This is a genomic window from Pandoraea sp. E26 (assembly GCF_000681415.1).
In the GTDB taxonomy this organism is placed as follows: domain Bacteria; phylum Pseudomonadota; class Gammaproteobacteria; order Burkholderiales; family Burkholderiaceae; genus Pandoraea; species Pandoraea pnomenusa.
Map to the genome: position 1 here is coordinate 19528 of NZ_AYXJ01000047.1, position 20418 is coordinate 39945.

General features: G+C 64.4%; 18 protein-coding genes, 1 tRNA gene and 1 pseudogene. 12 read left to right on the forward strand and 8 right to left on the reverse strand.

Features of this window, described 5'->3' with window-relative positions; all coding sequences use genetic code 11:
- Positions 1–22 precede the first annotated feature (22 nt).
- On the forward strand, positions 23–238 hold the full coding sequence (locus W930_RS0124255) for a hypothetical protein (protein WP_023872033.1): 216 nt from the start codon (positions 23–25) through the stop codon (positions 236–238).
- Here the strand turns inward: W930_RS0124255 and W930_RS28740 are convergent.
- A pseudogene (locus tag W930_RS28740) lies at positions 235–483 on the reverse strand (transposase); the annotation flags it as partial. The gene W930_RS0124255 and the pseudogene W930_RS28740 overlap by 4 nt on opposite strands.
- On the opposite strand from W930_RS28740, the gene W930_RS30290 reads away from it, so the two are divergent.
- Positions 470–757, forward strand: coding sequence for a hypothetical protein (locus W930_RS30290; RefSeq protein ID WP_024788758.1), 288 nt, complete (start codon positions 470–472; stop codon positions 755–757). The pseudogene W930_RS28740 and the gene W930_RS30290 overlap by 14 nt on opposite strands.
- Positions 758–986: 229 nt before the next feature.
- On the opposite strand, the gene W930_RS0124270 is transcribed toward W930_RS30290, so the two are convergent.
- Complete coding sequence (locus tag W930_RS0124270; RefSeq protein ID WP_023594776.1) at positions 987–2258, reverse strand: integrase family protein; 1272 nt, start codon at positions 2256–2258, stop codon at positions 987–989.
- 123 nt (positions 2259–2381) lie between these two features.
- Here W930_RS0124270 and W930_RS0124275 point away from each other — a divergent pair.
- Positions 2382–2461 (forward strand) — tRNA-Arg (locus tag W930_RS0124275).
- A gap of 65 nt (positions 2462–2526) precedes the next feature.
- On the opposite strand, the gene W930_RS0124280 is transcribed toward W930_RS0124275, so the two are convergent.
- The 3 genes from W930_RS0124280 to W930_RS0124290 form a co-directional block, all read right to left on the reverse strand.
- A complete protein-coding gene (locus tag W930_RS0124280; protein ID WP_023594777.1) occupies positions 2527–3138 on the reverse strand; it encodes an FMN-dependent NADH-azoreductase in 612 nt (203 codons plus the stop codon).
- A 24-nt stretch (positions 3139–3162) separates the two neighbouring features.
- Complete coding sequence (locus tag W930_RS0124285; RefSeq protein WP_023872032.1) at positions 3163–3597, reverse strand: carboxymuconolactone decarboxylase family protein; 435 nt, start codon at positions 3595–3597, stop codon at positions 3163–3165.
- Between the two features lie 78 nt (positions 3598–3675).
- A complete protein-coding gene (locus tag W930_RS0124290; RefSeq protein WP_023594779.1) occupies positions 3676–4107 on the reverse strand; it encodes a GNAT family N-acetyltransferase in 432 nt (143 codons plus the stop codon).
- 91 nt (positions 4108–4198) lie between these two features.
- Between W930_RS0124290 and W930_RS0124295 the strand changes: the two genes are divergently transcribed.
- A complete protein-coding gene (locus W930_RS0124295; RefSeq protein WP_023594780.1) occupies positions 4199–5626 on the forward strand; it encodes a PLP-dependent aminotransferase family protein in 1428 nt (475 codons plus the stop codon).
- Between the two features lie 68 nt (positions 5627–5694).
- On the opposite strand, the gene W930_RS0124300 is transcribed toward W930_RS0124295, so the two are convergent.
- Positions 5695–6375 carry a GntR family transcriptional regulator gene (locus W930_RS0124300; protein ID WP_024788759.1) on the reverse strand — a complete coding sequence of 227 codons (681 nt, stop codon included), beginning with the start codon at positions 6373–6375 and terminating at the stop codon, positions 5695–5697.
- Between the two features lie 297 nt (positions 6376–6672).
- Here W930_RS0124300 and W930_RS28745 point away from each other — a divergent pair, with 297 nt between their 5' ends.
- From W930_RS28745 to W930_RS0124325, 5 genes are all read left to right on the forward strand, one after another.
- Positions 6673–7434, forward strand: a complete 762-nt coding sequence (locus tag W930_RS28745) for an alpha/beta fold hydrolase (protein ID WP_023594782.1) — start codon at positions 6673–6675, stop codon at positions 7432–7434.
- Positions 7431–8696: an iron-containing alcohol dehydrogenase gene (locus tag W930_RS0124310; RefSeq protein WP_023594783.1), complete on the forward strand. Its 1266-nt coding sequence runs from the start codon at positions 7431–7433 to the stop codon at positions 8694–8696. Before W930_RS28745 ends, W930_RS0124310 begins: the two co-directional genes overlap by 4 nt.
- 155 nt (positions 8697–8851) lie before the next feature.
- Positions 8852–10234: an MFS transporter gene (locus W930_RS0124315; protein ID WP_024788760.1), complete on the forward strand. Its 1383-nt coding sequence runs from the start codon at positions 8852–8854 to the stop codon at positions 10232–10234.
- A gap of 299 nt (positions 10235–10533) precedes the next feature.
- The gene (locus W930_RS0124320; RefSeq protein ID WP_023872029.1) at positions 10534–11343 is read left to right on the forward strand and encodes a hypothetical protein; all 810 of its coding nucleotides are present in this window, start codon (positions 10534–10536) and stop codon (positions 11341–11343) included.
- A gap of 260 nt (positions 11344–11603) precedes the next feature.
- Positions 11604–12080, forward strand: coding sequence for a YaiI/YqxD family protein (locus tag W930_RS0124325; RefSeq protein WP_023872028.1), 477 nt, complete (start codon positions 11604–11606; stop codon positions 12078–12080).
- Positions 12081–12083: 3 nt separating this feature from the next.
- On the opposite strand, the gene W930_RS0124330 is transcribed toward W930_RS0124325, so the two are convergent.
- Positions 12084–12956 (reverse strand): LysR family transcriptional regulator, encoded by an 873-nt coding sequence (locus tag W930_RS0124330; protein ID WP_023594787.1) that lies wholly within the window; start codon positions 12954–12956, stop codon positions 12084–12086.
- A gap of 301 nt (positions 12957–13257) precedes the next feature.
- Between W930_RS0124330 and W930_RS28750 the strand changes: the two genes are divergently transcribed.
- From W930_RS28750 to W930_RS0124345, 3 genes are read left to right on the forward strand one after another with little or no spacing between them, the layout of a single operon-like run.
- A complete protein-coding gene (locus W930_RS28750; protein WP_023872027.1) occupies positions 13258–14547 on the forward strand; it encodes an efflux RND transporter periplasmic adaptor subunit in 1290 nt (429 codons plus the stop codon).
- A 2-nt stretch (positions 14548–14549) separates the two neighbouring features.
- Positions 14550–17723, forward strand: coding sequence for a multidrug efflux RND transporter permease subunit (locus tag W930_RS28755; RefSeq protein WP_235195582.1), 3174 nt, complete (start codon positions 14550–14552; stop codon positions 17721–17723).
- Positions 17720–19183, forward strand: coding sequence for an efflux transporter outer membrane subunit (locus W930_RS0124345; protein WP_023594790.1), 1464 nt, complete (start codon positions 17720–17722; stop codon positions 19181–19183). The genes W930_RS28755 and W930_RS0124345 overlap by 4 nt, the downstream gene beginning before the upstream one ends.
- A 46-nt stretch (positions 19184–19229) precedes the next feature.
- Here W930_RS0124345 and W930_RS0124350 read toward each other — a convergent pair.
- Positions 19230–20418 (reverse strand): MFS transporter (locus W930_RS0124350; protein WP_235195583.1); only part of this gene is annotated, 1189 nt, incomplete at its 5' end.

The following is a 20418-nucleotide window of genomic DNA, read 5'->3' on the forward strand; positions in this document are numbered from 1 at the left end:
ATAGAACAAAGCCACTCTTCCTTTGTTCTACGCGAGCCGCTTGTGGATCGCGGGCGCAAGCTACAAGTTCCAGCCCGTGACGCTGCGTGGCGGCGTCTCCGGCAGCGCGTACCCCGATGCCGCAGGTGCGGGAAACAAGGCGCGGCTGTACAACGTGGGCGTCAACTTTCAGCCGCTCGACCGGCTGCTAGTGTCGCTCGACGCGATCTACCGCGATCTGACCTGCCCCCGGTTTTAGTCCGAGACGCTTTTAGAGTCCGAGGTTAATAACTTCTGTTCTTCATGCACCCGAGCAAACTGCTCGGGCGTCAGGTAGCCGAGAGAGCTGTGAGGCCGCTCTGTGTTGTACTCGATACGCCACGATTCAATCAAGTGCTTGGCGTGACGCAGCGAGACGAACCAGTGTTCGTTCAGACATTCGTCACGGAACCGCCCGTTGAAGCTCTCGATGTAGGCGTTCTCCACAGGTTTGCCGGGACGGATACTCGACGACGAAGAGGCCTCCTACAACCAATACTCCTACGGCAAATATCTCGGCTACACGCCCCTGTCCGACGCCGATGAAGCAAATCTCGCCGAGGGGAGGGAGTCGGTGCTCGACCGCACGAGACGGCTATTTTACGTCTGCTGCTCTTGTGCGGTGAAGGATTTGGCAGTCGTGATGTTCGCCGCTGACGTGGCGGCGGCACGAGCTGCTGTGATCGAGACCCAACTGTTCCCGGACGCTTCGCTTCATGGAGTTGAGCAACTCGGCTAAATCGCCAAAAAATTACTCGATTTACCCGACCTTCAACGGACCGTACCGTTGCACGAGCGGTCGCCCGATCATCCAATGGCGCAACGTCTAGTCCTGCCACGAGCGGACATTTCGCTGCAGGCCATCGAATGACCGACAAGGGACGAACACGGCGCTCGATGACTTGACGTCCAAGCGATCTCAGATCTGATTTGACGCTGACTGGTAGACCAGGTCTCGAATTACACAGCTAACCTTCAATCTCAAGCCTGATGCTCGCTTGTTCTAACATCCAGCTCTCAATTCTCTGGTGCCACATGCGAAGCATGTCCAGGGGGCGTCGCCGATAGTGCTTCTCGGCTAGGGCACTAGGCTTGTGCCCCATGATCTGGGCGGACACGCCAGCGGGCATCTCAATCCACTCGCACAGCGTCCCGAAGGACCGACGCAGGCCGTGCACGCTGATGTGCGGCAGCTTGGCTTGGTTTAGCGCTTTCATATGAGCTTTTCTCGGCTCGACAATTCTTCCATCTTCGGCCGTTGGGCTGCTAAAGACCCACCTGTTGATGCGCGGCAACTGTTCAAGCATCTGAGCGACATATGGCGTCAACGGGATTACTCTGCCTGCCTCTTCGATTTTGTCCGCGAGTGACAGGCTTCCCCATTGAAAATCCACATCGGTCCATTGCAACTGCGCCAACTCTTCGCGTCGAGCGCCCGTAATAAGCAAGGCCTGAAGGTACGCTGAGATGACCGGATTGGGGATCTTCCGTACTTCGGCGAACCAGAGTTTCAACTGCTCGCGCTGTAGGCAGTCCGTCTTCACTTGCGGGCGGGGCACCGAATCTTTCACCGCGCGAGCTGAGCATGCCTTCGCATGCGCGATGCTCGCGAACGCAGGTTGCTCATCGCACCAACTCAGAAACGCTCGCAGTTTTCTATAGGACTGTTCCGCTCCGGTTGGGCGATCCGCTGATTCGGTTGCGAGCCATTTCGAAACTGTATCGGGAGTGAGCTCCGCCAGTCGAAGTTGCATCAGCGGTGCGAGCGGACCAGGTCTGGTTAGGCCTTTCCCGCGAACCTTGGCTTCCCCGCCAAGCTGCGCCAGATTGATGTGGTCTCGCAGATGGCGCTCCCCCCAGTTCGATTTGCTGGCTTCCAGGTACTCGGCCCAGGCCTGAGAGACCGTCGATCGTTCTCTCTTCACCTGTAGCTCGGCAGTTCGTGCCGCTGCCTGCGCTTCGGCTTTTTCCGCTCGAGGATCGCGTCCTTGGTCTGTTAGAAGCCTGAGGCGCGTTGCCTCAGTTTGGGCCTTCGAAATTGTCCACGAACGGGTGTCGCCGATTGTGATTCGAATGGTCTTGCCGTTGAGGCGTCCTTCGAAGATGAAGGACTTGGCTCCATTCGACGTTACGCGGACGCCTAGGCTCGGTGTCTTTGCATCCCAATGAAGCGTTTGCTGCCTCCCGGGTTCTGAACTGAGGTTTGCGACCCGTTCACTGGTGAAGTTGACCTTGTTCATCGCTGATCTGTGTAGGTGCTGTGTAGGCAAATTCTAGCCTTTCTGGTCACCGTTGATCAATGCGGGAAAATCTAAAAATCATAATTTATTCAAATTAATCAGTCATTTTTGTGATATTTGGATGTCGATCAATCTCGGTCAATTCAATGTTGTTCGGCCTTCTAAGCCGACGGTCGGGGGTTCGAATCCCTCTGGGCAGGCCAGTATTCACCAGGACACATTGTCGCGTCGGAAATCAGCGCCGAGCGACGGTGCTGGTTTCACATCGTTACTTTCCCGCCATGTCCAGCGACGCCACCAGCGCAATTCGCTCGGCGCGCAATTGCTCGTCGTCGCGAAACGCGGTTCCCTGGAGCGCCAGGAACCGAAGCGACTTCAGCCCGATGCAGGCGAATGCCGCGCGCAGGTAAGGCGTGAGGAAGTCGGGCTGCTTCGCATGCTCTCCGGTGAAGACCCCGCCGGATGCGATGCCGACATATACCGGCTTGTCCTGCAGCAGCCCGATCTTCTCGCCCGTGGGCGCGGTGCCGATCGTGCGTCTCACGCGCAACACCTGATCGATCCACGCCTTCAGATTGGACGGCACCGTGAAGTTGTTGACGGGCGTGCCGATGACGAGCGCGTCGGCGTCTTCGACCTCGCGGATCAGTTGCTCCGAGAGTTGCGTCGCGGTCAGTGCCTGCTCGGCGTCGAGCGACGCAGGTGACGACAGGGCATTGGCGTAACCGGCGTCCGCATGCGGGACGGGCTCGCGCCCCAGGTCGCGTCGGATGATGCTTGCCCCGGGGGCGAACGCGAGAAGACGCACCACGATGTCCGCCGACATCTTGCGGCTGTGCGATACGTCTCTCGGGCTGCAGTCGATGTGCAGGATCTTCATGAAGTTGGCGCTTGTCGCAAAAGGTTACTGGCGCATGCCGATCGCCAGGCGGTTGAACGCGCTCATCAAGGCAATCGCAAAAGTAAGATCGGAAATCTCCACGTCGCTGAAGCAGGTTTCGAGCGGCGTGTAATCCTCGTCCGGTGCGTGGGTCTGGTCGACGTGCGTGAGCGATTCCGTCCATGCCAGCGCGGCACGCTCGCGATCCGTGAAGTATTCGCTCACGCGCCATCCGGCGAGGCTGGCCAGCTTGCCCTCCGGCATGCCGGCAGAACGCAATGCCTTGGTGTGCATCTCCAGACAATACGCGCAGCCGTTGATTTGCGATATCCGCAACCACACCAGTTCGATCATCTCCTTGCCCAGCGGGCCCTTGAACAAGGCAGTCTTGGTGGCGCCCAGGCCGCGATAGGCGTCGGCGGAAAGCGTGTTGTATGGCAGGCGTTTCGGTGTACTCATGATTGGCTCGGATGTTGCGAGATCTCGGAATTCGAGAGACTCAAGGGAAAAAAGGAAGGTGACAGAGCGGTGCCGGGCTTACAGCGCCTGACGGAAGTGCATGCCCATGGCCAACAGCCCTTGCCGGAAATAGAAGCGTTGCGCGAGCGCATTGCCAAGACCCGTGTCGAGCACGAAGTGCGCACATTCGTGACGGCGCGCCTCGTCGCGCAGCGCGTCCAGTAGCCTGGCACCCAGCCCGTGACTGCGCACGTCGGCAGTGGTGACCAGATCGTCCACGTAAAGGAAGCGTCCGTAGATCGTGTTTTCCTGCAGACGGTAGCCGGCCAGCGCCTTGACCTGATCGTCCTGCCAGGCGGCCAGAATCCGGTATCCCTGCCTGGCCTGCCGATGTACCTGGGCGGTGAACGTCACGGCGTCGGTCAAATGCGGGCGCAGCTCCCGCATCACGCCGAAGCCGGCCTCAATGTCCTGATCGCTGTCGAGATGACGCAATTGAAAGGTTGTCATGGGATGTTCCTTGTCGTCGAGCCATTAATGTAGACTTTCGATGGCCTACTCCATAGGTCCAAGAATTGAAGATATTAGTGGGGCATCGATGATGGACTTTCAGCAACTCAAACCGAGTCGGGATCACAGCGGTCCGGTCTATCTGCAGCTGTACCGGCGCTATCGGGAGGCCATCGCCAGCGGCATGCTGGGGCCGGGCGACCGCGTGCCGTCGGTGCGCAGTCTCGCCAGCGCCCTGAACCTTGCACGCGGTACCGTCGAGACGGCCTACCAGATGCTGGCGAGCGAGGGGTATTTCGTGACGCGCGGCGCGGCGGGGACGGTGGTGTCACCGCGGCTCGCGAACCTGCCCGATCCGGCGATTGCCGGTGCGAGGGTGCCGTCCGGGGCCGATGCCTGGCGGGCGCCGCAGGCGGCATCCGGCGACGTCGCACCGTTTCAACTCGGGTTGCCCGCGTTGGACGCGTTTCCGCGCAAGGTATGGGCGCGTCTGGCCGGGCGAAGCGTGCGTGCGCTGGAGACGGCGGCCATGACCGTTCCCGATTCCGCCGGGTACGCGCCGCTCCGGCATGCGATCGCCGGATACCTCGGCATCTCCCGGGGCATCGTTTGCGCCCCGGAGCAGGTTTTCGTGACGCCAGGGTATCGCGGCGCGCTCGATCTGGTATGCCGCGCACTACTCGAGCCCGGGGATGCCGGGTGGTACGAGGATCCGGGGTACCTGTTCGCGCGTGAGTGTCTGACGCGCGCAGGTATGGCGCTGACGCCGGTGCCTGTGGACGACGAGGGGCTGAACGTAAAGACAGGGCAGCAGCGTGCGCCGAAGGCGCGCTTCGCCGTGGTGACGCCAACGCACCAGAGTCCCACCGGGGTGGCGCTGTCGTTGCCGCGGCGACTGGAACTGCTGGCGTGGGCACAAGACTCGCGGGCGTGGATCATCGAGGACGACTACGACAGCGAGTTCCGCTACCACGGTCGCCCGCTACCGGCGCTCAAGAGTCTGGATCAGAACGATCGCGTGCTTTATACGGGCACCTTCAGCAAGGTGCTGTTCCCGGGCCTGCGCCTGGCCTATCTTGTGGTGCCGCGGTCGCAGATCGCCAGGTTTCGGGATATCGTCGTCCACATGCCGGGCCCCGGCGCGATTCTGCTGCAGGGCATGGTCGCCGATTTCATGGAACAGGGACACTTTGCCCGGCACTTGCGCAAGATGCGCAGCCTGTACGCGCAACGCCGGGGCTATCTCGTCGACGCATTGGCGCAAACCTTTGGCGAGCGCCTGCTCGTGCAACCGCAGGCCGGCGGGATTCATGTGCTGGCGCATCTGGCGCGAGGCGAGAACGACAGCGCACTGGCCGCGGCGGCACGCGCACGCGGGCTGGCGGTGCAGGCGTTGAGCGACTGGCGGGCACGGCGGGGCGGCAAGGGCGGCCTGCTGATGGGTTTCGCCAATTTTGCATCGGACGCCGCGGCGCTTGCCGCAGTCACGCGGCTGGCCGCCGCACTGCCCGGCGACTGAGTCCCGCGCCAAGCAATCGTCCGCGTCTCGGGAGGCGACGCGACATGCCCGGCACCGACGCCCCTTCGCTATGCGCGGTCGCCGAGTACCGTGGCGCGCGTGAAGGCTTCGATGTTGTCCAGCAGGGCGTCCAGCCCTTCGCCCGCCCGTTTGACATCGCCGGCCGCAATCGCTTCGGCGACTTCCGCGTGCAAACGCGCCATGGTCGGCAGGTCTGCCGCTTCCTTGTAGTGGTAGTACCAGAAGCGGCGCGACAGACCATGCATCAGGCGCATGGCGCCTTCGGCGAATTCGTTGCGCGCGGCCACCAGGCAAAGTTCGTTGAACTCGCGATCGGCGCGCACGAACTCCACGTCCTTGCCGCTTCGCGCCGAGCTCCTGAAGGCCTTGGCGAGGCGCGTGAAATGTGCGCGCTGCTCGACGGTCGCCTTCTTCGCCGCGCTTCTCGCGATGAGGCGCTCCACCTCCCGACGCGTCTCGAGCAATCGCAGTTGCTTGGCCACGTCCATCGGCGGCACCAGCAGTCCGCGCTGCGGCAACACCACGATCAAATGCTCTCGCGCCAGCCGCTGGATCGCCTCGCGAATCGGCGTACGGCCGAACCCCGTCATTTCGCTCAACTGCAATTCCGAAAGCGTGGAGCCCGGTGCGAGCCGCAGCGTCACGATGGCCTCTTCGATCCACTCGTACGCCATGTCGACCATTCGGCCACGCGGAATGACATCCGTTCGGGCGCCCGAAGCCGCCATCACTTCCGATTTTTCTGTGCGTTGCGTCGTTTTTCTTGTGGCCATTTGGTCAAAGCCGAGAACAAATATTAATTGTATATCACCTGCTTCCGACGCCGTTTCCGCCTGCGATCGCGCGCGTTCGGCCTTCATTTCGGCCACGCAGGGGGCGGATATTGCGCCGCCTGCGTCTCGTCTTCCCCCTGGAATGCCTTGCATGCCCTCCGGGATTTCCCCGGGGGGAAGGCGACTTGTTCACGTCATCTGATGTGCTATTATTAATCAACTAATATATTACTGGCGTGGGGCACGCAGGCAATGGACATTCGACGTGTAGGGAATCCCGATGGTTTTCCGGTGGTGGCCTTGCACGGCATACAGGGAACGAGCGACGCTTGGACGCCTTTGGCGACCGCGCTCGGCGATACCTTCCTGTTCATCCTGCCCAACATGCCCGGTCGTGGTCGCGCGGGCTATCCCGCATCGCCCGACGAATGCCGCGCGGACGCCTTCGCACGGCGGGCGAGTGAAGTCATCGAGCGTGAAGTCGGAGATCGTCCCTTTGCCCTTGCGGGCTGGAGCATGGGGGTGTCGGTCATTTTCGAGTTGCTCACGCGTCTGGCGGGTGGTGCTGCCCGCCATGCGCCGCCGATGGCCACGGTGCTGATGTCCGGTACGGCGCAACTCGACGAGGTGGCGTGGTTCGGTGCGTCCGACGAGGCCGCCCTTCTCGACGAGATCCGGCAACGCGAGCGGCGATTGGGGCTCACGCAGGCGGCGCACCCCGAGGTCGTTGCGTGGACCTGGCGCGCGTTGCGACCGGTTTCGCATCTCGCGAATCTGGTTCACGTCACCATGCCAACGCTGATCGTGCATGGCAGCGACGATGAGGATTGTCCCGTCGCCCACGCCCGGCGAATGCAGGCCGGCATGCGCCACGCCACGTTGCAGGTGATACCCGGCGCGCGTCATTCGCTGCTGACACAGAACACACAGCAGGTCGGCGCGGCGATGCGGGCATTTCTGAGCGCACACGGCGCTACCCCGCGACCGGCGATTCAACCCGAGGAGAATTCATGAGAATCGAAGACTGCATCCATTTCTGCGCGCCATCGCGGCTCGTCATCGAACTGGGCTATCGCCACAAGCTTCCCCGCTTGCTCCAGACGCTGGGCTACCGGCGCGGCGTGCTCGTCACCGACGCGTTTTTCGCGCACAAGACGCCATGGGTATCCGATTACGTGGCTGCGTGTGCGCGTCTCGGGATTCACGTCGACGTCTACGCCGCGGGGGCGCCTGATCCCACGACCGACCTGTGCGATCGCGCGAGCGCCGAACTTCGCGGCATGCTCGGTACCCAACTGCCTGATCACGTCGTCTCGCTCGGTGGCGGCAGCAACATCGATCTGGCCAAGGCGCTGTGCCTGACACTGGCCTCGGGGCGACCGATACGCGACTACGGCGCCGGCGTGCCCACCGACGCGCCGGTCATCGACCATATCTCGATGCCGACCACCGCGGGGACCGGCTCCGAGCTAACGCCGGGCACGATTCTGTTCGATCCCGAAACCGGCATCAAAACGGCGGTCATGGACAACCGGCTGCGCCCGGTGATTGCCGTCATCGACCCCGAACTGACATTCACCTGTCCGCCGAGGGTCACGGCAGAGTCCGGCCTCGACGCGCTGACTCACGCGCTCGAATCGTTCGTCACGCTCGATTCGAGCCGCTTCGACCGTGCCGGCAGCGTCGACCCCGGTTACAGCGGACGCAATGGCCTGACCATGATCTTCGCGCGCGAGTCCATCCGCCTGGCCGCGAAATATCTCGTGCGCTGCTATGAGAACGGCGGCGATGTCGAGGCGCGGGTGGGCATGTGTTACGCAAGCGTCTACGCCGCGATGTCGTACGGCAGCGCGGGGCTCAACGCCGTACACGGCATTGCCTACGGGGTGGCCGCACTCACACACAAGTCGCACGGTGCCACGAACGCCGTGGTCCTGCCCTATGTGATCGACGCACTCACGCACAGCCGGCGCGCCGAGTTGCTCGAAGTCGCGCGCCTGTTCGGCATCGATACCTCCGACGAGGACCAGGCGGTTCGCGCGCTGCCACGCGCGCTGCGCGATCTCGTCGGCAGGCTCGGCATTCCCACCGACCTCGATGCCTTTGGTGTTGCACAGGCATCTCTGGATCATCTGCTGGCCGACTCGCTTGGCGTGACTCGGCTGGCCAAGGCATTCCCTGTCGGGAATATCGAAGCGAGCTATGCGCAAATTATCGACAACGCATGGCGAGGAGCGCTTCGAGACGAGAAGGCGGAGAGGCTCTCGGCTGCCTGAGCACGCCGGGGCGAGGCCTTGCGCCTGGCGCCGGCGTGGCGGGTCAGCCGCGCAAAGACACCAATCGATACTCGGCCGGACCACCGGTCGCTTTGCGCCTCGAAGTCTAATATGTTAGCTGATCATTAGCAGCCTGCATTGGAGGAGACACAAGCATGGACATGTCAGCAGCCGCATCGCGGCTGGGCGTTGGTGTCGTCGCGCGTCTTGAGCGACTACCGATGACCCGTTATCAACGAACACTTTTCTCGATCATCGCCACGGCGTGGTTCTTCGATTCGATGGACCTTGGTCTGATGACGTTCGTTCTCGGCTCGATCAAGGCGGAGTTCGGGCTGTCCGCGTCACAGGCGGGGCTACTCGCCAGCTCGAGCTTTCTGGGGATGTTCGTGGGGGCGGCCACAGCCGGGCTGCTGGCGGACAAGTTCGGGCGCAAGCCGATCTTCCAGGTGAGCATGATTTTCTGGGGCGTGGGCAGTCTGATGTGCGGCTTCGCCCACAATGTCGAGTCACTGATGCTCTATCGCGTGGTGCTCGGCTTCGGCATGGGCATGGAGTTTCCCATCGGCCTGTCGATGGTCTCGGAAATCGTGCCCGCTCGCAGTCGCGGCAAGTACGTGGCGATTCTCGAGGGGTTCTGGCCGATCGGCTTCATTGCGGCAGGGGCCTTCGCGTACTTCATGCTGCCCGTGATCGGCTGGCGCGGCATATTCATCGCCCTGGCCGTGCCGGCGGCTTTCGTTTTCGTCGTCCGCAGAATGGTTCCGGAGTCGCCTCGTTGGCTCGAAGATACCGGGCGGATGAAAGAGGCGGCCGACGTGATGCGCCACATCGAGGCAAAGGTGGAGCGCGCGTACGGCCGCAAGTTGCCCGAGCCGAGCATGGCCGCCACCGCGCCGCGTCTGTCGTCCGGACGCAAGGCGCTCCTCGCGGAGATCTGGACCGGCGTCTACGCGAAGCGGACCTTCATGCTGTGGACCACGTGGTTCTTCGCGCTGCTCGGCTACTACGGACTCACGACATGGCTGGGCGCGCTGCTCCAGCAAGCGGGATACGAAATCACCAAGTCCGTGCTCTATACGGTCTACATCTCGCTTGCCGGCATTCCCGGATTCCTCTTCTCGGCATGGTTGCTCGAAAAGTGGGGACGAAAACCCACCTGCGCACTGATGCTGCTCGGCAGCGCCGTATCCGCCTATCTGTACGGGCAGGCCGCGGGCACACGCGCACCGATCGAGCAGTTGATCGCGGCGGGGCTGATGATGCAGTTCTTCCTCTTTGGCATGTGGTCCGTTCTCTACGCCTACACACCGGAACTGTACCCGACGCGGACGCGGGCAACCGGGTCGGGGTTCGCCTCGTCCATCGGACGCGTTGGCTCGCTGGCAGGTCCGTTCGCGATCGGCGTGCTGCTCCCGAGCTGGGGGCAAACCGGCGTGTTCACGATGGGGGCCGTGTCCTTCGTGATTGCCGCACTCGCGGTGATCGTGCTTGGCGTCGAAACCAAGGGCCGCGCGCTGGAGGATGTGTCGCACTGAAGTAGCGCAGACGCCCCGACGCGACGCGTACCGCCGACACCCATGTCGGCGCGTGCAGCGACATGGGCGTCGGCGGGGCGCAGGGCTTGCCGTCGCCTGCGGCGCCGTTACCCGCTCGCCATCGAAGCACCGCCGAAACATCGATCGCCCGGACGCGTCGCGCATTCCGAATGCCGCCAGACGCGTCCCCCCTTCCCGAAGACATCCGCGCACGAGTTTGTTGACATTTGTGCTTGGCTAACTAACATATTAGTTGTGTATTTGATGGGATCGCAGCATTCGGACACCGGAGACAAACCATGATTACCGAGCGTCAATTGAAGTTCAGGGAGCAGTACAAGTCGAACATCAGCCCGATGTACAACGGCCTGTTGCACATCGTCGTGATGTATATCGTCGCGATCGGTGCGGTGTGGTACGCCGTGAGCCAGTTGCGCCAGCCGACGTGGGAGTGGTTCCTGATCATCCCCGTGTTCCTCGCCGGCAACTTTGCCGAGTGGTTCATGCACCGTTTCGTGATGCATCGCCGCGTGGATGTCTGGGGCCTTCGCGAGATCTACAACCGGCACACGCGGCAGCACCATCAGTACTTCACCGACCAGTTGTCGACGATCGACACGACGCGCGAATTCCGGATCGTGTTCTTTCCGTGGCGCGTGCTGGCCACGCTTGGCGTGGGGGGCGGCGTGCTCGGGTATGCGACTTCACTCGTCCTGAACGCCAACGCCGGCTGGATGGTGTTCCTCACGATGGTGGGGCAGTACTTGATCTACGAAACCTTTCATTATTGCTGCCACTGCCACGAGAACTGGTTCGTGCGCAACATGCCGTTCATCAACACGATTCGTCGTCATCATACGGCGCATCACAACATGGGCATCATGATGAAGTACAACATGAACCTGACGTTCCCGATCGCCGACTGGTACATGGGAAGCAGCGATCTGCGCCGCGGCCTGCTGGGCCATCTTTTCAACGGCTACAGCGACAAGCACGTCAAGGAAGAGCTCAGGCCGATCATCGCGAAGTTCCGGGACGACCATTCGCGCGTCACGCTCGACGGCCCGATCCTCACGGACGACGAGAAGCGCGCCATGACCGCGATCTGACGGCGCCGAGGCGAGGAGCCCGCGGCGGCGCTACGCGGGCAGGGTGGGGATCTGGCATTCCACATGGTGGGCCACGAAAACGATCCGCACGGCGAGTTGGCGGCATTGCACAGTCCCAAGTGGCGTGGGCAAGCGCAGCAGTTGCACCGTCCGGACTGGACGCCACGGTGGTTGCATTGTCGATGGACTGAGCGAGAGGCGCGGTGCGCCGCACGCGTGCCCCTGGCTTATCATGTGCGTTTTCGATTGTGCCCACCGCCATGCATGTCCTCGTCGATGCCGACGCCTGTCCTGCCGTCATCAAGGAAATTCTCTTTCGCGCCGCCAGGCGCGAGGAAATTCCGGTCACGCTGGTCGCCAACCAGTTTCTGCGCACGCCGCCGTCGCCCTTCATCCGTGCGGTTCAGGTGCCGGCGGGATTCGACGTGGCCGATGCACGCATCGTCGAGATGGCGGTGACGGGCGATCTGGTCGTGACGGCCGATATACCGCTGGCCGCCGCGGTGATCGAGAAGGGCGCCAACGCGCTCGATCCGCGCGGCAACTGGTTCACGCCGGAGAACATCCGGGAGCGCCTGTCGGTGCGCGACATGATGGAGCAATTGCGCAACGCCGGCATCGAGACGGGGGGACCCGCGCCGTTCAGCGCGCGCGACGGCAAGGCGTTCGCCGGGCAACTCGACCGCTTCCTCGTGCGCCTGCGCACGTCGGCGGCCGGCGGACCCCGCGTACCCTGAGCGTCAAATTTCCTGCGAGCTGGCCCGCAACAATTCGGCGAATCGCGCCTCGCACCAGCGCATGACGTCGTTGGGCTCCCGCCCAAAACGCCAGAGCATGCGGACCGGCAATTGCGGCAGTCCCACATCGTCGCAGCGAAGTTCGTGAAGATCCTCGTATTCCGCAATGTCGATGGGCAGGATCGCCCAGCCGAGCTTGTCGACCACCATGCTGGCGATCACGTAGGAGCTGTCCGCCCGCCAGATGGACGGACTCAGCTGCAACGGCGTGAAGTCGTCCATCTGCATCAGAATCTGCCGATATTTGGCGAGATCGCCGCGCGTGACCTGATCGCGAAAGGCCAGCGGATGATCGCCCGCGACGAACACCCCCTGCACGGCCGAGCCCACGTACTTGTGGCCCAACGCCGAGGAAATCGCCCCGCGATCGACGTGAAAGCCGATATCCGCGCGTTGCTTCTCCACATACTCGGCCACTTCGGTCGAGGTGCCATTGAGCAAGGTGAGTTCCAGATACGCGAACTGATAGGCGAGATCGCGCACCAGCTCGCTCACGGCCTGATAGGGCAGCGCCTCGTCGAGCGCGAGCGAGAGCTGCGGCTGTTCGCCAAAGGCCAAGGCATTGGCGCGATGGTTCAGGCCCTCGGCCTGTCGCAACAACTCCTTCGCCTCGAGCAGCATCACCTCGCCCTGATCGGTGAGGCGCGCATTACGGCGGCTGCGGTCGAATAGCTCGAAGCCCAGATCGGCTTCGAGCAACGAAATCGCCGTGCTCACCGCTGACTGTGCCTTGCCCAGCCGTCGCGCGGCAGCCGATATCGATCCTTCCTCCGCCGCCGCCACAAAGTAGCGCAATTGTTCAATTGTCCAGTTCATTTATCCATTTTATAGATGGGTTCCAACTTTTTCTAACATCAATTTCGCGTCAGAATCGCGTTCTCCAGAATAAAACGCCAGATTGAAACGCCAGCATAGGCGAGGCGGCAGACGACCGGATCCCCCGGTCCGGAGGTTCCGGGCATGGACCTTCGTGCATCGCGCAGCTGCTACCCACGGCGCTCAAGGAGCGATGCGGGCCCCCGGTTTCCCTCATCGGTGGCATTCGCCATTCGTCGACGCCGCGCACCGAGCGCGGACTCGACATGCCGACCGGATGTCGTCAATCCAACGCTATTACATGTCATCGAAAATCGACTACCGAAGCCGCTTCGGAATGCGAACTGGCGCGTGCGCCAGCCTGATCGTCAGTGGGCTCGTGCTCGCCGCCTGTTCGGACCGCGGTGGCAAGCACGATGCCGACGTCGCGCAGCAAGCCGTGGTGCGCACCGTGGAGCGGCGCGCCGAGCCGCTCACGACGCTGCAGCCGGGCCGTCTGGAAGCCTATCGCAGTGCCGATGTGCGCGCGCGCGCCGGCGGCGTCGTCATGGAGCGTCGTTACCGGGAAGGGCAGACGGTCGCCAAGGGCGACGTGCTCTTTCGCATCGACCCGCAACCGCTCTCGGCGGCGCTCGACGCCGCGCGTGGCGCGCTCGCCAAGGCGCAGGCCGAGCACGATTCGGCACGCGACAAGGTGGAGCGCTATCGCGGCCTGCTCGAAGCGCGTGCCATCAGCGCACGCGAGGACGCCGAGTCCCGTGCGGCCGAGGCGCGTACGCGCGCCGAAGTGCTCGCCGCGCGTGCCGAGGTGCGCAAGGCGGAGCTCAATCTTGGCTATACGAAGGTCGAGTCGCCCATTGCGGGGCGCGTGCGTCGGGCCGAAGTTACCGAAGGCGCGCTCGTCGGCGTCGATTCGCCCACGCTGCTCACACGTGTGGAGCAGATCGATCCCATCTATGTGAACTTCTCGCAGCCGGCCGCCGAGGTGTACGCCATGACGCGCGATCTGCGCGCCGGCAAGCTGCGGCATGGCAACGACGCCGCCGCGCCGGAGGTGCATGTCACGCTTCCGGACGGGCGCGAGTACGCATTGCCCGGCAAGCTGCGTTTCACGGACCTGGCCGTCGATCCCGGCACGGACACCATCGCCATGCGCGCGCTGTTGCCGAACCCGGACGGCGTGCTGCTGCCTGGCGCGTTCGTGCAGGTACGCATGCAGGGGGCGGTCAACCCGAACGTCGTGCGCGTGCCCCGCGAATCGCTGACTCGCACGGTCGACGGCGCCGTGGTGCGCGTGGTCGATGCACAGGGCAGGGTTCACGACACGAAGGTGCGCGCCGAAGCGATCGACGGGCGCGAGTGGCTGGTGACGGACGGCCTCAAGGGTGGCGAGCAGGTGATCGTGCAGAACGTTGCGCAGTTCTCCGACGGCATGCAGGTCAAGGTAAAGCCCGAGGTCGCCTCGGCCGAGGCCGATAAGTCCGATAAATCGGGTAGGGCTGGCAAAGTCGATACCCCCGGACCGCAGGACAACGCCAAAACGGCGACGCCCGCGCGCGCCGGACCGGCCTCCCATGCGGAGACGCAATAATCATGGCTCGCTTCTTTATCGATCGCCCGGTCTTCGCCTGGGTGATTTCCCTGCTGATCACGCTCGTCGGCATACTCGCGATCCGGGCGCTGCCTGTCGCGCAATATCCAGATATCGCGCCGCCAATGGTCAGCGTGTGGAGCAGCTACCCCGGTGCATCGGCGAAAGTCGTCGAGGATTCCGTCACGGCGATCATCGAGCGCCAGATGAACGGTGCGCCCGGCCTCATGTATACGTCGGCCACCAGCGGCAACGGCGAGTCGTCGGTGAACCTGACCTTCCGCCAGGGCACGAGCCTCGATCTGGCGGCCGTGGAGGTGCAGAACCGGCTCAAGACGGTCGAGTCGCGTCTGCCGGAGGTCGTGCGTCGCTACGGCGTGAAGGTCGAGCGCGCGGCTGACAACATCCACATGATCGTGACGCTGTCGTCGCGCAATCCCGCCATCGGCGAGTTCGACCTGGGCGAGATTGCCGCCTCGCAGGTCATGAACCAGCTCAAGCGCGTGCCGGGCGTGGGGCAGGTGCAGTTCTGGGGCACGGAAAAGGCCATTCGTATCTGGCCCGATCCGGCTCGGCTCGTGGCGCTCGACCTCACGGCCTCCGACATCGTCTCCAAGGTGCGCGCCTACAACGCCCGGGTGACGATCGGCGACATCGGCTCAGGCGCGACGCCGGCGTCGGCGCCGATCAACGCGAACGTCGTCTCCGACAGCACGCTCTCCACGCCGGAAGCGTTCGCGGACATTCCGCTGCGTGTGCGCGCCGACGGCTCGGCCATCCGGCTGGGCGACGTTGCCCGCGTGGAGCTGGGGGCGTCGGACTACAACTACTCGGCGCGCGTGGACGGCCTGCCGGCCACCGCGATGGGGATCAAGCTCGCCGCCGGCTCGAACGCCGTCGAAGTCATGAAGGCGGTTCGCAAGGTGATGGACGAGCAGGCGAGCCTGTTCCCGGCGGGCGTGGCGTACCAGATGCCTTACGAGACGGCCTCGTTCGTGAAGGTGTCGATCCAGAAGGTGCTCAAGACGCTGCTCGAAGCGGTGGTGCTGGTTTTCCTTGTGATGTACCTGTTCATGCAGAACCTGCGCGCCACGCTGATTCCGACACTGGTGGTACCCGTCGCCTTGCTGGGCACCTTCGGCGTCCTGCTCGGGCTCGGCTACTCGATCAATACGCTGACGATGTTCGGCATGGTGCTGGCCATCGGCATTCTGGTCGACGATGCCATCGTCGTGGTCGAGAACACCGAGCGAATCATGGTCGAGGAGGGGCTCTCGCCGTATGCGGCCACCGTCAAGGCGATGTCGCAGATCAGCGGGGCCATCGTCGGGATCACGGTGGTACTCGTCACGGTGTTCGTGCCGATGGCGTTCTTCTCGGGCGCGGTGGGCAACATCTACCGTCAGTTCGCGCTCACGCTCGCGGTGTCGATCGGCTTCTCCGCGTTCCTCGCGCTGTCGCTCACGCCGGCGTTGTGCGCCACGCTGCTGCGCCCGGTCGCGCACGACCACCACGACAAGCGCGGCTTCTTCGGCTGGTTCAACCGCACGTTCGCGTTGGGCACCGAGCGTTACACGCGCACGGTCGGCAACACACTGCGGCGCCCGTGGCGCGCGCTGGTCGTGTACGGGCTCGTGCTGATCGCCGTGCCGCTCGCGTTCCTGCGCCTGCCGTCCGCCTTCATTCCGGAAGAGGACACGGGCAGCTTCATGGTGATGGCCTCGGAGCCGCAGGGCGCCACGCTGCCCGAGGCGATGACCGCGCTCAAGCGCATCGAGCAATACCTGATGCGGCATGAACCGGTCAAGCACGTTTTCCTGCTGGGCGGCTGGAACGAGTTCGGCGCGGGTCCCGGCGGCGGCATGTTGTACGTCACGCTCAAGGACTGGCACGAGCGCACCTCGAAGCACGACGGCGTGAATGCCATCGTCGAGCGCGTCAACGAGAGATTCACCGGCCAGCCGGATCGCATGATGATCGCGATGAACAGTCCGGCGCTGCCGGAGCTGGGGTCGTCCAACGGCTTCAACCTGCGACTGCAGGACCGCGCCGGCGTGGGCAAGGACACGTTTATCGCCGCCCGCGACGATTTGCTGCAAAGGGCCGCGCGCGACCCTGTACTCAGGAACGTGATTTTCGCGGGGCAGGGCGACGTGCCGCAGATCGACGTGGCGATCGATCGCCGCAAGATGGAAGCGCTCAAGGTCGGCATGGACGATGTGAACACCACGCTCGCGACGATGTTCGGTTCGGACTACGTGGGTGACTTCATGCTTGGCGCGGAGAACCGTCGTGTGATCGTGCAGGCCGAAGGGCGCCAGCGTGTGTCTCCCGAGGACGTTGGCAACCTGCGTGTGCGCAACGCCGCTGGTGAAATGGTGCCGCTCTCGTCGTTCGTCTCGCTCAAGTGGAAGCTCGGCTCTCTGCAGCTCAAGCGCTACAACGGCTATCCGTCGTTCACGATTCAGGGTGAGGCGGCGCCCGGCAGGAGCAGCGGCGAGGCGATGGCCCGTATGGAACAACTGATGGCCGACCTGCCCAAGGGGATCGGCTACGAGTGGAGCGGCCAATCGCTCGAGGAGCGGGTCTCCGGCGCGCAGGCGCCGTTGCTGTTCGCCTTGTCGGTACTGGTCGTGTTCCTGGCGCTCGCTGCATTGTACGAGAGCTGGGCGATCCCGGCGGCCGTCATCATGGTGGTGCCGCTCGGGGTGATCGGCGCGCTCGGCGCGGTAAGTCTGCTCGGCATGCCCAACGACATCTACTTCAAGGTGGGGTTGATCGCGACGATCGGTCTGTCGGCGAAGAACGCGATCCTGATCGTGGAGGTCGCCAACGATCTGACCCGGCAGGGCATGACATGGCTCGACGCCGCGGTGGAAGCCGCACGGTTGCGTTTGCGCCCGATCGTGATGACGTCGCTCGCGTTCGGCTTTGGCGTGGTGCCGCTGGCCATCGCCACGGGGCCGGCGTCGGGCGCGCAACGCGCGATCGGTGTGGCGGTGCTCGGCGGGATCGTGACGGCCACGGTGCTCGCGATCTTCCTCGTGCCTTTGTTCTTCCTGTTGGTCGGTCGCTTCGTTCGCCCGCGGCGCCGGCCGCCCATGGACCGTGACGCGCGTCACGACCGTCAGGGGGCGTCGCCTGCCGATGCACCCGTCGTCGAGAGGAAAGTATGACGAAGCTTCGTCCCCGCATGCGCGGTATCGCCTTCGCCGGCGTCGCCCTGTTCGCCTTGCTCGGCGGATGCACGCTGGCGCCGACCCATGAGCGTCCGTCCGCGCCCATGCCGAGCACTTACGGCGCGGCGCTGTCGGGGCAGGAGATGCCCGTGTCGCTGGCCGAGCCGCTGGCGGCCGATGCGGACTGGGCGCAGGTATTTACCGACCCGGGTCTGCGGGCGCTCATTCGCAAGGCGCTCGAACAGAACCGCGACCTGCGTCTCGCATCGCTGCGCGTGCAGGAGGCGCGCGCGCTGTACGGCATCGAGGCGGCCAACCTGCTGCCGAGCGTGCAGGCCGGCGGCGCGTTCTCCCGTCAGCGCTACTCCGGCTCGGCCGGTCTGCCCGAGGGCGGCAGCAGCACGCCGCGAGGGTATGTGGCCAATGACGTGCGCGCGAACGTCGGCGTGAGCGCGTTCGAACTCGATTTCTTCGGCCGCGTGCGCAGTCTGCGCGATGCCGCGTTGCAGGAATACCTGTCGAGCGAGGAGGCGCGGCGGTCGGCGCAGGTGAGTCTGGTCGCAGAAGTGGCCACGGCTTATATCGGACTGGTCGCGAGTAGCGAGCAGATCGCTTATGCGCGCGACGTGCTGGCCGCGCGCGAGGCGGGTATTCGCGTGATTCGCCTGCGTGCGCAGCGCGGTCTGGTCGACGATCTGGAACTGAATACCGAGGCGACTCAGGTTGAGGTCGCGCGTGCGGCAGTGGCCGAGCGCGAGCGTCAGCGCAGCGAGATCGTGCGCGCGTTGCAGGTACTTACGGGCGATGTCGGCACGAAACCGGTGGCCGCCGCGACACTCGACGACGCGTTTGTCGTGCCGGTCGCGGCGGGACTGCCGTCGTCGCTGCTGGCACGTCGTCCGGACATTCGCCGTGCGGAGGCGCAACTGCGTGCCGCCAATGCCAATATCGGCGCGGCGCGCGCGGCGTTCTTTCCGTCGATCCGGTTGACGACGGACATCGGCACGGCCAGCGCGAGTTTCTCCGATCTGTTCGGCGCGGGGACGGGCGTCTGGTCGTTCATGCCGCAGATCACCGTTCCGATCTTCCAGGGCGGGCGCAACGCCCAGGGCTTGGACCTGGCTAACGTACGCAAGGAAATGGCCGTGGTGTCGTACGAGCGTGCCATCCAGACCGCGTTCGCCGAGGTGGACGATGCGCTGGCCGCACGGCAGTGGCTTTCGCGACAGTTCCAGGCGCAAAAGCGTGTGTCGGATGGTGAGCGGGAGCGTCTGCGGCTGGCCGAGCGTCGCTATGCGAACGGAGTGGCCAGCTACCTCGAACTGCTCGACGCGCAGCGCAGCGAGTTTCATGCGGCACAGCAACTCATCGACGTGAAGCAGCGCGTGCTCGTCAACCATGTTGCGTTGTACCGGGCGCTGGGTGGCGGCTGGACGCCGGCGGACGGTGCATCCTGAGATCGTTCGGGCTCCCTGGCGTCGCGGTTGAATCTCGATGCCGGGGTCAGGTTGTGGATCGCGTTCGCGGCGCAGGCGCTGTCGGCGCGAGACGCCGCAGCGCCAGCGCCGCAATCGCGATCAGCAGGCCGATGACGAGCGAGACCCACAGGATGGCGGCGTCGCCCCAATGCTCGCGCGCCACCGAATATCCCCATGGCGCCGCAGCCGATACGGCGAACGCCGGCGTGAGCAGGGTGCCCAGCGCCCGCGCGTAGGCGTCGTGCGAGAAGAGCTCCAGCGGCAGGCTCGCGCGCAGCAGCGTGGCCAGGCCGTTCAGTGCGCCATACAGGAAGATGAACGCGCCCACGGCCGCCACCCACGACAGCCCGGCCAGACCCAGCGCGAAGCACAGCGGCAGGCCGCAGCCGACGACGACGTTGAGTTTGACGGCGCTGGCCTGACGCGGCTGGAGCCACTCCAGCGTGCGGGCGCACACCTGCCCGATGCCCCATAACGCCGCGAGTCCGACCGGCAGGCCTCGCGCGCCCAGCAGCGCCGTCAGATGCGCGGCCAGTCCCGACGACAGAATGGCAACGAGCGCCATGATCGCGCCATAGAGCAGCGCCGGGACCCGGGGCAGCGTCGCGCGCGGACCTTCGGCAGAGTGGACTGCCAATGCGCGCGGCGGGGTGGGCGGCAGGCTGCGCAGCAGCGTCCAGGCGACGAGGCCGATCGCGCCATACACAAGCACGCCGGTGCGCCAACCCCATGTGTCGCCCAGCCAGTTGCCCAGCGGCCAGAACACGGTCGTGGCCAGTCCGCCCATCAGCGTGATCTGCGTCATCGGCCGTCGCGCGGACGCGCCATGGATCGACGCGAGCGTCGCAAACGCCGCGTCGTACAGCGACAGTCGCATGCCCGCGCCCAGCAGGCACCACGCAGCGTAGAACTGCACGAGCGTGTTGCTTGTGGAGAGGATGACGCAGCCCGCCGAGCAGATGAGCGTGCCCGCGCACATCACCCGGCGCCCGCCCAGACGATCGAGCCACCGGCCGGAGAGCGGCGAGACCGCCGCCATGACGAGCATGGCCAGCGACGGACCGGCGAAGACCCATGTCTGGGGCCAGCCGGAGGCGCGCGCGATGCGCCATGCGAACGCGCCGGGCAAGTAGAAGCTCACGCCCCAGTTGATCAGTTGCGCAAGGCCGAGGGTGATGACGGTGGGCATGGGGAAACGGGGGGAGGGGGAGGGA

What these genes read in the sequence shown, in the direction of transcription:
- W930_RS0124345 (WP_023594790.1), top strand. Translation starts at nt 17,720, where the DNA reads ATGACGAAGCTTCGTCCCCGCATGCGCGGTATCGCCTTCGCCGGCGTC.
- W930_RS0124325 (WP_023872028.1), top strand. Translation starts at nt 11,604, where the DNA reads ATGCATGTCCTCGTCGATGCCGACGCCTGTCCTGCCGTCATCAAGGAA.
- W930_RS0124295 (WP_023594780.1), top strand. Translation starts at nt 4,199, where the DNA reads ATGGACTTTCAGCAACTCAAACCGAGTCGGGATCACAGCGGTCCGGTC.
- W930_RS28755 (WP_235195582.1), top strand. Translation starts at nt 14,550, where the DNA reads ATGGCTCGCTTCTTTATCGATCGCCCGGTCTTCGCCTGGGTGATTTCC.
- W930_RS28745 (WP_023594782.1), top strand. Translation starts at nt 6,673, where the DNA reads ATGGACATTCGACGTGTAGGGAATCCCGATGGTTTTCCGGTGGTGGCC.
- W930_RS0124285 (WP_023872032.1), bottom strand. Translation starts at nt 3,597, where the DNA reads ATGAGTACACCGAAACGCCTGCCATACAACACGCTTTCCGCCGACGCC.
- W930_RS0124280 (WP_023594777.1), bottom strand. Translation starts at nt 3,138, where the DNA reads ATGAAGATCCTGCACATCGACTGCAGCCCGAGAGACGTATCGCACAGC.
- W930_RS0124330 (WP_023594787.1), bottom strand. Translation starts at nt 12,956, where the DNA reads ATGAACTGGACAATTGAACAATTGCGCTACTTTGTGGCGGCGGCGGAG.
- W930_RS0124290 (WP_023594779.1), bottom strand. Translation starts at nt 4,107, where the DNA reads ATGACAACCTTTCAATTGCGTCATCTCGACAGCGATCAGGACATTGAG.
- W930_RS0124270 (WP_023594776.1), bottom strand. Translation starts at nt 2,258, where the DNA reads ATGAACAAGGTCAACTTCACCAGTGAACGGGTCGCAAACCTCAGTTCA.
- W930_RS0124320 (WP_023872029.1), top strand. Translation starts at nt 10,534, where the DNA reads ATGATTACCGAGCGTCAATTGAAGTTCAGGGAGCAGTACAAGTCGAAC.
- W930_RS0124310 (WP_023594783.1), top strand. Translation starts at nt 7,431, where the DNA reads ATGAGAATCGAAGACTGCATCCATTTCTGCGCGCCATCGCGGCTCGTC.
- W930_RS0124300 (WP_024788759.1), bottom strand. Translation starts at nt 6,375, where the DNA reads ATGGCGGCTTCGGGCGCCCGAACGGATGTCATTCCGCGTGGCCGAATG.
- W930_RS28750 (WP_023872027.1), top strand. Translation starts at nt 13,258, where the DNA reads ATGTCATCGAAAATCGACTACCGAAGCCGCTTCGGAATGCGAACTGGC.
- W930_RS0124315 (WP_024788760.1), top strand. Translation starts at nt 8,852, where the DNA reads ATGGACATGTCAGCAGCCGCATCGCGGCTGGGCGTTGGTGTCGTCGCG.